The organism is Pseudonocardia sp. N23, from assembly GCF_002583555.1.
In the GTDB taxonomy this organism is placed as follows: domain Bacteria; phylum Actinomycetota; class Actinomycetes; order Mycobacteriales; family Pseudonocardiaceae; genus Pseudonocardia.
This window is the reverse complement of sequence record NZ_BEGX01000109.1, coordinates 23,432-34,248: the sequence shown is the minus strand read 5'-3', so window position 1 is coordinate 34,248 and position 10,817 is coordinate 23,432. Positions and strand designations below refer to the sequence as shown.

General features: G+C 70.8%; 10 protein-coding genes and 1 pseudogene. 3 read left to right on the top strand and 8 right to left on the bottom strand.

Features of this window, described 5'->3' with window-relative positions; translation table 11 throughout:
* Window positions 1-166, top strand: a pseudogene (locus tag TOK_RS34415) (lipoyl synthase); the annotation flags it as partial.
* A 17-nt stretch (window positions 167-183) separates the two neighbouring features.
* Window positions 184-918, top strand: a complete 735-nt coding sequence (locus TOK_RS23820; protein ID WP_098960228.1) for a DUF4191 domain-containing protein — start codon at window positions 184-186, stop codon at window positions 916-918.
* Between the two features lie 18 nt (window positions 919-936).
* On the opposite strand, the gene TOK_RS23815 is transcribed toward TOK_RS23820, so the two are convergent.
* Window positions 937-1,410 (bottom strand): RDD family protein, encoded by a 474-nt coding sequence (locus tag TOK_RS23815; protein ID WP_098960227.1) that lies wholly within the window; start codon window positions 1,408-1,410, stop codon window positions 937-939.
* A gap of 195 nt (window positions 1,411-1,605) precedes the next feature.
* Between TOK_RS23815 and glnA the strand changes: the two genes are divergently transcribed.
* Window positions 1,606-3,027, top strand: a complete 1,422-nt coding sequence (gene glnA / locus TOK_RS23810) for a type I glutamate--ammonia ligase (RefSeq protein WP_098960233.1) — start codon at window positions 1,606-1,608, stop codon at window positions 3,025-3,027.
* Between the two features lie 56 nt (window positions 3,028-3,083).
* Here glnA and TOK_RS23805 read toward each other — a convergent pair whose 3' ends face one another.
* From TOK_RS23805 to TOK_RS23775, 7 genes are all read right to left on the bottom strand, one after another.
* Window positions 3,084-4,346 carry a site-specific integrase gene (locus tag TOK_RS23805; protein ID WP_098960226.1) on the bottom strand — a complete coding sequence of 421 codons (1,263 nt, stop codon included), beginning with the start codon at window positions 4,344-4,346 and terminating at the stop codon, window positions 3,084-3,086.
* A gap of 10 nt (window positions 4,347-4,356) precedes the next feature.
* Window positions 4,357-4,578: an AlpA family transcriptional regulator gene (locus TOK_RS23800; RefSeq protein ID WP_098960225.1), complete on the bottom strand. Its 222-nt coding sequence runs from the start codon at window positions 4,576-4,578 to the stop codon at window positions 4,357-4,359.
* The gene (locus TOK_RS23795) at window positions 4,575-5,906 is read right to left on the bottom strand and encodes a DUF3631 domain-containing protein (RefSeq protein WP_141566519.1); all 1,332 of its coding nucleotides are present in this window, start codon (window positions 5,904-5,906) and stop codon (window positions 4,575-4,577) included. The genes TOK_RS23800 and TOK_RS23795 overlap by 4 nt, the downstream gene beginning before the upstream one ends.
* A complete protein-coding gene (locus TOK_RS23790) occupies window positions 5,903-6,871 on the bottom strand; it encodes a bifunctional DNA primase/polymerase (protein ID WP_098960224.1) in 969 nt (322 codons plus the stop codon). The genes TOK_RS23795 and TOK_RS23790 overlap by 4 nt, the downstream gene beginning before the upstream one ends.
* Window positions 6,872-7,102: 231 nt before the next feature.
* Entirely contained in the window at window positions 7,103-9,397 is a 2,295-nt protein-coding gene (locus TOK_RS23785) for a zonular occludens toxin domain-containing protein (protein ID WP_098960223.1), read from the bottom strand.
* Window positions 9,394-10,329: an ABC transporter permease gene (locus TOK_RS23780; RefSeq protein WP_253258597.1), complete on the bottom strand. Its 936-nt coding sequence runs from the start codon at window positions 10,327-10,329 to the stop codon at window positions 9,394-9,396. The genes TOK_RS23785 and TOK_RS23780 overlap by 4 nt, the downstream gene beginning before the upstream one ends.
* Window positions 10,330-10,444: 115 nt before the next feature.
* Window positions 10,445-10,747 (bottom strand): hypothetical protein, encoded by a 303-nt coding sequence (locus TOK_RS23775; protein ID WP_141566518.1) that lies wholly within the window; start codon window positions 10,745-10,747, stop codon window positions 10,445-10,447.
* Between the last annotated feature and the right edge of the window lie 70 nt (window positions 10,748-10,817).

The following is a 10,817-nucleotide window of genomic DNA, read 5'->3' as shown; positions in this document are numbered from 1 at the left end:
CGCAGGTGTGATGGCCGGGCCGCTGGTGCGCTCCTCCTACCGCGCCGGACGGCTGTACGCCCAGACTGTTGCGGCCCGCGGCGAGGAGCTCTCACCCGGTCTCGCGCACCTCGCGAGCGAGGGCGCGGCCTCTCAGGAGGCTCGGTCCCTGCTGGCACGCGGCTGACCCGTATCCTGGCCACCATGGCCGCAAAGCCCGACAAGGCAGCGAAAGCGGAGGCGAAGCGCACCCGCCGCGCCGCCTCCAAGCAGCGACGTTCCCAGATCTTCGAGGCGTTCAAGATGCAGCGCCGCGAGGACAAGCTGCTCATCCCGATCATGGTCGGGGTGGTGCTGCTCGGTGCGGCGCTCGGTTTCGCCATCGGGCTCTTCTGGGGCCTGCAGTGGTTCACCCTGCCGCTGGGTGTCGCGGTGGGCGCGCTCGCCGCCGTCAGCATCTTCGGCCGCCGCGTGCAGAAGACGGTGTACGGAAAGGCCGACGGTCAGCCCGGCGCCGCCGGCTGGGCGCTGGACAACCTGCGCGGACAGTGGCGGGTCACCACCAGCATCGCCGGCACCACCCACCTCGACGCGGTCCATCGGGTCATCGGCCTGCCCGGGGTCGTGCTGGTCGCCGAGGGTGCGCCCCATCGGGTGAAGTCCCTGCTCGCGCAGGAGAAGAAGCGCACCGCCCGCGTCATCGGCAACGTCCCGATCTACGACATCATCGTCGGCAACGACGAGGGTCAGGTGCCGCTGTCGCAGCTGCACAACCACCTGCGCAAGCTGCCGCGCAACATCCAGCGCGCCCAGATCGACACACTGGAGACGCGGCTGGCCTCGCTGGGCGCACGCACCGGCGCGGCCGCGATGCCCAAGGGCCCGATGCCGCAGGGCGCCAAGATCCGCAGCGTGCAGCGCACCGTCAAGCGTCGCTGACCGCCTCGCAGGAAGGGTTCAGCGCGTCCTGATGACGATCGTGGCGCCGGCGCGGTCGTGCCAGCCGCGGCCGTCGTCGTCGCGCACCAGGGGCGGGATCACCAGGCCCAGCAGCAGGGTGCGCACCACGGCCCGCGGCACACCGACGACCGCGCGCCCGTCGACCGGTGCCGCGCGCATCCCGAGCGCGAGCATCCCGGGGGTCGACCCGAAGACGGCGACGGCCAGCGCGCTGATGCCGAACCACACCAGCCAGATCGTCCAGCCGAACGTCGACCCGCGGCCGAACGAGTCGGCACCCACGAACAGCAGCGACACCAGGTACCCGAGCAGCCAGTCGATCGTGAGGCCGCCGAGGCGGCGCCAGAACCCGGCCACCGAACCCGGTCCCGATTCGGGCAGCCCGAACTTCTCACCAGGGTGGTTCTGCTCTGTGGCGGGCCCGGACCCGGCGGGTGAACCCGGCATCCAGGAGTCGATCCAGCGGCTCATGCCCCCTAGCGTAGGCGGGCGATGTGAGGTCAGTCCCAGGTCCGGCCGTTAACCTCGGTGAAACGAGAGGGTGACGGCCGGGCAACACCGCCGCCATAGCGTCAACGACGATTTCGGTCGACGAACATCCGGCCGACACATGCGGGTCAGTGCGGACTCGCCGAATCCCAGGCCCATCCGAAGGAGCGAGTGAGCGTGTTCAGCAACTCCGAAGAGGTACTCAAGTACATCTCGGACGAGAAGGTCGAGTACGTCGACATCAGGTTCTGCGACCTGCCCGGCGTCATGCAGCACCTCACCGTCCCCGCCGCCACCGCCGGTGCCCTGCTCGAGGACGGCGCCGCGTTCGACGGCTCGTCCGTGCGTGGCTTCCAGGCCATCAACGAGTCGGACATGGCGCTGTTCGCCGACTCGACGACGGCGCGGCTGGACCCGTTCCGCAAGCACAAGACGTTGAACATCAACTTCTTCGTGCACGACCCGATCACGGGCGAGCCCTACAGCCGCGACCCGCGTAACGTCGCGCGCAAGGCGCAGGAGTACCTGACCGCGTCCGGCATCGCCGACACCGCGTACATGGCGCCCGAGGCCGAGTTCTACGTCTTCGACTCGATCCGCTTCAACTCCAGCGCGCACGAGACCTACCACCACATCGACTCCGCCGAGGGCTGGTGGAACACCGGTCGCGAGGAGGACGGCGGCAACCTCGGCTACAAGGTCAACTACAAGGGCGGCTACTTCCCCGTCCCGCCGGTCGACCACTACGCCGACCTGCGCGCCGACATCGTCTCGACGATGACCGCGATGGGCTTCGAGGTGGAGCGCGAGCACCACGAGGTCGGCACCGCCGGCCAGGCCGAGATCAACTACAAGTTCGACACGCTGCTGTCGGCCGCCGACGACGTGATGCTGTTCAAGTACATCGTCAAGAACGTCGCGTGGGCGCAGGGCAAGACCGCGACCTTCATGCCCAAGCCGCTCTTCGGTGACAACGGCTCCGGCATGCACGTGCACCAGTCGCTGTGGAAGGACGGCTCGCCGCTGTTCCACGACGAGTCCGGTTACGGCGGGCTGTCCGACATGGCGCGCTACTACATCGGCGGCCTGCTGCACCACGCGCCGTCGCTGCTGGCGTTCACCAACCCGACGGTGAACTCCTACCACCGCCTGGTCCCCGGCTTCGAGGCCCCGGTCAACCTGGTCTACTCGGCCCGTAACCGCTCGGCCTGCATCCGGATCCCGCTGTCGGGCAACAACCCGAAGGCCAAGCGCATCGAGTTCCGCTGCCCGGACTCGTCGGGCAACCCGTACCTGGCCTTCTCGGCGATGCTGATGGCCGGCCTCGACGGCATCAAGAACAAGATCGAGCCGCCGGCGCCGATCGACAAGGACCTCTACGAGCTGCCGCCCGAGGAGGCCAAGGACATCGCCCAGGTGCCCGCCAGCCTGGACGCGGTCATCGACCGGCTCGAGGCCGACCACGACTACCTGCTCGAGGGTGGCGTCTTCACCTCCGACCTGATCGAGACGTGGATCAACTTCAAGCGGGAGAACGAGATCGACCCGCTGCGGCTGCGCCCGCACCCCTACGAGTTCGCGCTGTACTACGACGTCTGATCCCACATAGCTCCTGACCAGCCAAAAGCCGGTCAGGAGCCGTGGTCAGGCCGTCACTAGGCCGTCAGAGCCTCCGGAGGCCCGGTCTCCCCGCCCACAAGCGGGGAGGCCGGGCCTTCCGCGTTGGCGCCCAGGACGGCGTCCACGGCCCGCCGGGTCCGCTCTGCACTCGACGGCATCAGGTGCGTGTAGGTGCGGAGCGTGAAGCCCGGGTCCGCATGTCCCAGGTACTCAGACAGCGCTTTGATCGACTCTCCGCCGTCGAGCAGCACAGAGGCATAGAAGTGGCGCAGCGCGTGGAAGCCGTCACTCCGTTGCGGGTTGGCGACGCCGGCCGCCCGCAGCGCGGGCTTCCACACGTGGTGGTTGAACGAGTTGCGATTCAACGTGCCGCGCTCACGAGTCCAGGTCAGCAGCGGCACAGTGGTCGCCTTTCCGGTCAGATCGCGCCACGGCAACGTGAATGCAACGGGCTTGTACGTCTTCAGGTGCTCTCTGATAGCAGCCGCGACCGAAGACGGAAGTGGCACGTCTCGCACTCGACCGTGCTTCGGAGGGGCGAAGACGAACTTCCCGTTCAACAACTTGACTTGCCGAACGACACGAATCATCTTGGCCTCCAAGTCGATGTCGTCGGGGGACAACCCGAACGCCTCGCCTTGCCGGAGTCCGCACCCGGCCCCAATCGAGACGAGAAGGCGGTAGCGCTCCCCGATCTCATGCCGCACCCGCGCGACTTTCTCCGTCTCCCAAGGCGTGATCTTCGGGTACTCCCCGCGCGGCCGAGTCACCGACTTCGCCGCGCACGGATTCCGACGCAGCCTTTCGTCGTCGATAGCCGCTGTGAAGACGCCCGACACGTTCGCGAAGATCGTCCGTCGGTATGTCTCAGCCAGCCCCCGTTGCTGCAACTGCCGCACCCAGCTCTGCACAACGCTCGGACCGATCGCGCGCAGCTCCCGATCACCGAAGTACGGATAGACGTGGACACGCAGCCGCGTCTCCACTGCCGATCGCGTCGACTCGTCGAACGTCTGAGCAGACAACCATGAGTCGGCGAACGCCTTGAACGTCACGCGGCCTGCGGTCGGATCCAGATAGGAGCCCTTGTTCTTGTCGTTCTCAACCTCGACGAGCCAGTTCTCCGCGGCGCGCTTGTTGCCGTCGGCGAACGACTTGGAACGCTCCTTGTTGTCGGGGTCGATATAGCGCACCCGGTAGCGCATTCCCTTGCCGTGGCCGCTCGTCTTTTCGCGGACCGGCCGCCCACGCTCGTCCTTGCCGACTTCTTTCCACCAGCGATCCTGCACATGTCCCATGGCGGCGCCCCTATCCAGCGTTTTCGTCGAGTCCGAGGAACCAGTCATGAACAGCCGCCGGGTCGTAGCGGAGGTGGCGGCCGACCCTTCGTGCGGGCGGTCCGGTGCGGCAGCGACGCCACTGATAGAGCGTCTGCACCGGAACACCGAGATAGCTCGCCACGTCATCGGGGGTCCAAAGCCGTTCCGGGAGAGGACGGACCACCCCGGCCGACGCACCACGACCGGTCATCTGTCACCGCCGACGATCCGAAGGTGAGGGGAAGCCGTACCAGCCGTACCAGCCTCGTTTTCCCAGGTCAGCCCCGGTACGGCTTGTTGGGGTGGTACGGCTTGAGCCGTACCAGTGCCCGCAGGTGGTACGGCTTGAGCCGTACCAGCAGGGGAAGCCGTACCGCTCTGACCTGCGGTGTTGAGGCTGGTACGGCTGGTACGGCTCTCCCTCTCGGCCGTGGCGGGGTCGTCGAGGACCTGGGGGCTGTAGCGGCGCCAGGCGTCGTGGAAGTCGCGGCGGTGGTAGCCCTTGGCCTGCCCGGTCCCGGGGAATCGGATGGTGTCGGAGCGGACGTCGAACTCCCGGAGCAGCACCCCGAGCTTCATCGACGTCAGCCCGTTGTGCCCGTACTCGCCCCACGGAGCTTCCTGGTCGGCTTTGAGCCGCTGCAGCAGGGTCGCGGTCGGAATGGCGTCCTCGTCCCCGAACGCCGCGTGGACATCGACGAGCAGCCGAACGCGGTCGGAGGTGTCGGTGTTGTCGGCGGCCTCGCTCTGCAGGGCGAGGACGGCGGCGCGGGCGTGGTCGGGCCAGGGCCCGCCCGCGTGGTCGGCGACGACGATCAGGGGCTCCCAGGTGTCGGCGGCGCGGTCCTCGACGGGCATGACCGGCTCGGCCCGTTCCAGCTCGGCGAGGTCGCCGCGCAACCAGCCGTGGAGTTCGTCGGCGAGCGTGCGCAGTGCGGGGCGGTCTCGGCGGTGGCGGTAGGGCGAGACGGTCTCCCCATCAGCGCGGCGGCGCATCCGGACGATGACGGCGCGGTCTTCGATGGTGTCGGGCATGGCCCCGATTCCGGCCAGCGCGGCCATGGCGAACGTGGGGATCTTCTCGACGCGGTTGGCGGCGGCGTCGTAGCGGATGGCGGGCCGGTTGCGCTGGTGCCCGGCGTTGAGGAGCCCACGCAGGTCCTCATTGGCGTCGGCCTTCGGGCCGAAGATCGTGTCCGCCTCGTCGACCAGCAGTGTGGGCGGGTCGGCGGTGATCGACCGATAGACCGCGGCCGGGCTGCTGTTGACGGTGATCAGCGGGGCCCAGGCCAGGGCCTCGACGACGTCGAGCAGCCGGGACTTGCCGCAGCGCTTCTCCGGGCCGCGGATGACCAGGCGTGGGGCGTGCGCCCACGCGGGTTGTGCGTGGGTCGCGGCGACCCACAGCGTGATGCCGGTGGCGGCGGCTTCGGAGGGAAGGACGACGTAGCGGGCGAGCGCCGCGCGGACCCTGTCGAGCAGGACGGCGCCATCGGCGCCGGGGTTCGGGCTGGTGGGGTAGTCGGTCGGGGTGGTCACGCGGACTCCTTGTGCGGGTTGGGTCGGATGGCCTCGACAGGGGGTGGGAGTCGTCGGGGACGTCGGGTGCCGTGGGCGAGCCCGGAAGTGATCGACGCGGCGATGTCGCGGGCGGTGCAGTCGCACGGGCCGCCGACGATGTGGTCGGCGGCGTCGGTGAGGTCGGCCTCGGCGGCGTGGTGGTCGAGGACCCCGGCGCCGACGAGCTGCCCGAGGGCGCGGGCGGCGGTGAACACCGCGGCGTTGTGCCCGCCCCGCCCGGCCGAGCGGACCCGTGCCAGCTCGGCGCGGACGATCGCGGCCACGTAGACCGACCGGTACCCCAGGGCCACGGGCGGCGCTACAGGGGGCGCTGAGGCGGCCGCAGGGCGGCGCATCGTGAGTCGCCAGGTGATCCACCCGGGCAGTCGGGCGGGGGCGGTGTCGTCGGCGAGTTGATAGGCGCCGTTCGGGAGTCGGCTTCCCGGGGCGAGGACTTGCCCACCCTTGCCGCGGGTGTCGAGCATCGGCCCGAGCGTCCGGCTGGTGTTGCCGAGCGCGGCCTGGCCCGCCACCGGGTCGGGGGCGCGGAAGTACAGGTGACGCCCGCCCGAGGGCGTGGTCACGGTCCAGGTGGCCGGGACTCCACCGCGGCCGTCGGCCATCGCGTGCAGGACGTCCCAGCCGTCCCAGCCGTCCCGGCCGGCCTCGGTGCCGTCGGTCTGGTCGGGCTTGGGGGTGTCGCAGTCGACGACGAGCAGCCCCGACGGGCCGACAGCGATCCCGGCGTTGTGGTCGGGGTGGGTGGTGAAGAACAGCTCGATGCGGTCCGGGTTCGTCGTGGCGCGCTGCTCCCATGAGCGGATGGCGGGTTGCTTGCGGCCCGGCAGCACGGGGAACAAGGCCCAGCCGCGGGCGGCGAGGTCGAGCCAGCCCGCGATACGGGCCCGTTGCGCAGGCGAGGTGTGCACGGTGGGTGTGGTCATCGGGTCCGTCCTCGTCGTCACCGACTACTCACGCTCGGTAGTCGTGCGGGGGCGTGCGGAGGGGAGGGAGGGAGCCGCCAGGTGGCGGCTCGATCCCGTGTTTCGGGGCTTTCAGCAGGTCAGACGAGGGCGGGTCCCCGGCCTCCCCGAGGGCTGTCGTTGCTGATCAGGTCGGGGAGGAGGGGGCGGGGAGGCGGTGAGGGAGAACTCCCCGACTCCCCGTGACCTCCCTCAGCCCGCGACACCCGACGTGCCGTCCTCGCCGTCACCGTCCGTGATGTCCTCGGCGTCGCGGTCGGCGATGGCCTCGGCGACCCGGTCCGCGCTCACGACCATGACCCCGCCGGACTTGTAGGGCTTGGCGCCGTCGGGCAGCTCGGTGGCGAGCCGCTCGAACGTCCACGCCCCGTAGGCCGGCCGGTTGCGGGCCGCCAGCAGCGACAGCACCTCTTGGGTGCGGAGCCGCTTGGACCCGGCCAGGACGGCGGCGATGTCGGCCAGCGGATCGAGCACCGCCACGGGCTCGACAGGGGCGGCAGGGGTGTCGCTGATCCCGGCCGCCTCGCGCAGGGCCAGGGCGCGGGCGACGATCGGGGAGAGCTGGTCCACCGTCTTGTCCCGGCGGATGTAGAAGGTCCGCAGGAGCCCCGGCCGTGGGCCGAACCCAGACGCCATCGCCGTGCCGACGTCCTCACCTGGGACGAGGTGCGTGGCGGTGATGCCCTGGCGGTGGGCGCCGGTGCCGAGGATGGCGTCGTTGCCCTGGTGGTCACCGATCGCGAAACACACCCGGTGCGAGACGGTCTTGGCGAGGTCGCGCGGCAGGCTGTCCGCCGAGGGGGCCGGGGTGACGAACAGCAGGGTGATGCCGCACTTGCGGGCCTTCATCATCACCTTGATCGCGAGCTGCTTGGCTTCCTCGCCGAACTGCTCGTGGCGGAACAGTTCCTGGCACTCGTCGAACACCACAACGCGGGGCCGCATCCGCTGGTCGCGTTCGGCGATCTCGCGGGTCAGCTTGGTCTCGTCCCCGCCGAGCTCAGCCAGAATCTTCCCCCGCGCAGTCACCTCCGACCGCAGCTCCCGCAAGGCGTCGATCGCGGCGGTGATGTGTTCGTCCTCGTCGCCCTTGACCAGCGTCCGCAGCCGCGGGCGCAGCGGGTCGTAGTCGACGTTGAACGCCATGCAGTACACGTCCACGTCCACCAGCGGGTCCAGGATCGCCCCGCACAGCAGGTTGATCACCAGCGACGTCTTCCCGGACCCCATGATCCCGGCGGCGGCGTAGTTCGCGGCCATCAACTTGCCCGTGACCACGTCGCCGCGCTGGTCGATCCCGACCGGCACGCCCTTGAAGTAGTCGGTGGTGCCCTCGCCGAGCAGCGGGTACGGGTCCACCGGCCCGGTCAACAGACCCTGGTCGGCTACCCACAGGTCCAGCACGCCGGGCAGGTTCTTGGGCTCAGTGGGCCAGACCTCGACGGGCAGCCGGACCAGGTTGTGGGCCAGCACGGTCTTGCGGTCGTTGATCATCTCGACGGTGACGCCGGGCGGAAGCTCGAGCTGTGTGCGCCACCCCCGCCCGTCGCGGCCGGTCCCGAGGACCCATCGGGGCGTCCAGCCCTCCTTGAGCTTGCGGGTGAGCGGCGGGAGGTTGAGGTTGCGCAGCGCGGCTATGATCGCGCCCTCGTCTGGCACCACGTCCCGGGCCGGGCCGTCGTCGGACGCGGTGGGCGCGATCCAGGCGGGCGGCTCGGTGTGGCGGCGTCCGAGTGCCCACAGCCAGGCCAGTGCGCCCGCGGTGCCGGTGAGCAGCAGGAACGCCCCGTACGCGGTGAGGAACCAGGCGACCCACCGGACGAGGTCGATCACCCCGATGATCGGGGCGAGGACCTGGGAGATGTCGGAGTCCGCGACGGCCAGGATCACCCCGAGTCCGAGCAGCAGCATCGTGAAGGACACGGTGGCGATGGCGAACGCCTTGACCAGCACGAGCGGTGAGGTGATCCAGTCCATGACGCGGGCGTGGCGGCGGGCCTTCTCCGCGGCGTCGCGGGCCTCCCACTCCAACAGCGCCTCGCGGTCCCCGGCGATCTCGGCGGCGCGCATCATCCGCTCGTACCGGTTCGCGCCGTGGGCGTCGCGCCAGCGGGCGGCGGCGATCCCGGCCCCGGCGATCGGGTACCAGAGGTTGCGGCCCAACGCCTTCCCCGCCGCGCGGGTGTGCTGATGAGTGGCGACGAGGCGGGCCGTGGTGATCACGTGGACGGTGCCGCGGGCCGCGGTCCGGCCCGCGCGGCGCAGCACGGGCAGACGGTCGCCCGCCCGCGGCCTATCGAGCGCCTGCCCCGCCTCGGCCGTGTCGTCCCGGTCGTCGAGGACCTGGCCGTCCACGACCAGCGGCAGCGGCTCGGCGTCGTCGGCCACCGGCCCGGCAGGCTGCGGGCGTCGGAAGCTGATCACGTTGTCATGGCCGGGACCCTCGTCGGGCGTCGGGCCGTGGTCGTCGAACGTGGTGCTGCTCATCGCTGGACCTCCGCATCGTCCTGGCCGTCGTGGAGTAGGTGTGTGAGCGCGGCGCCGCAGCCGAGAACGACCACCGGCAGCACCGAGACGAACGTGGTGATCCACCACGGCGCGACGGTGATCCCGGCGGCGGTCATGACGTGGTAGGCGACCTGGCCGAGCGCCCCGAGGACCAGCGCGCCGACCGCGGAGCGGGCGGCGAACAGCCGGGCCCGTCGTGATCGGGTCTGCCCGGCCAGCCACACCCGCAGCGCGTAGGCGGCGTAGGCCTCGACGCCGAGCGGGAGGGTGATGGCGGAGTTGATGACCCAGTGGTCGGCGATCCCCGGGAGGAGTCGGATGGGGCCGAACCCGGCCAGTTCCCCGAGGCCGACCCAGCCGCCCCAGATGGCGACGAACGCGCCTGCGGCGATCAGGACCAGCGGCCAGGCCCGCACCCGACCCCGCCACCCGGCCACCGGACCCGGCGTCTCGGCGGGAGGCTCGACAGGCGCCGGGGCGACATCGACACCAGCCCGTGCAGTCGTCGATTCGGCCGCCACGTCCACAGGCCCGGCGGGCGCGTCCGGTGCGTCCGCATCCTGCGTGGCCTGCGGCAATGCCGGGTCCTCGTCGTCGTCGGCGGCGACGCTGTGCAGGTGTCGGACCGCGGCCGCGCCCGGACCGTCGACCTGACCCGCGCGGCTGTCGAGTGCTGTTGTCTCGGTGTCGGGTGCGGTGAGCGCGGCCAGGGCGGCGGCGGCCTTGGGCCGGCCGACCCGGAACTCGGTCATGATCCGGTTCTGCGTGGGCAGCCCGCCTCGCTCGGCTGCAAGGGCACGGACCCGCTCGATCAGCGTCGCGACGTCGACCGGGTACGCGCTCCCCTTCCCCGCGGTCGGATCGGTCGCGGGTCGGTCCGGGTGTTGCTCGGTGGTGATGGTGCCTAGCATTCGGGTCCTCCTGAGACCGTCCGACCCGCGCTGCGGGTGCGGTGCGGTGGATGGGGGTCATGGCCCCTGGCCCGGCGCTCTTCCGCCAAGTCGATCCGCCAGGCCAGGGGCGGGGTCAGGTCAAACCCGCGCGGCGGGCCTCGGTCGGGGTCAGGCACCACGCGGGCATGCCCGCTGCGGTCTCGACGGTCGCGGTCCGGCCGGTGGCCGGGTCGGTGACGGTCATGCGGACCATCGGCCGGTTCCCGTCGCGGTAGCGGGTCGTGGTGGTGACCTCGGTCCAGGACCCGAGCAGGTTCGGGCCGTGGGAGAAGACCCACCACCCGGGGGCGACCTTGTCGGCCCGGCGTTCCCGCGCAGCGGCGGTGGCGCGGCGGGCGATGGTGCGGGGGTTGGTCGGGGTGTCGGCGCGGGTCATCACGCGGCCCCCTTCGACCGCGATGCCGACCGGCACCGGCCCCGCCCACACACCAACGGCACCCGGCCGG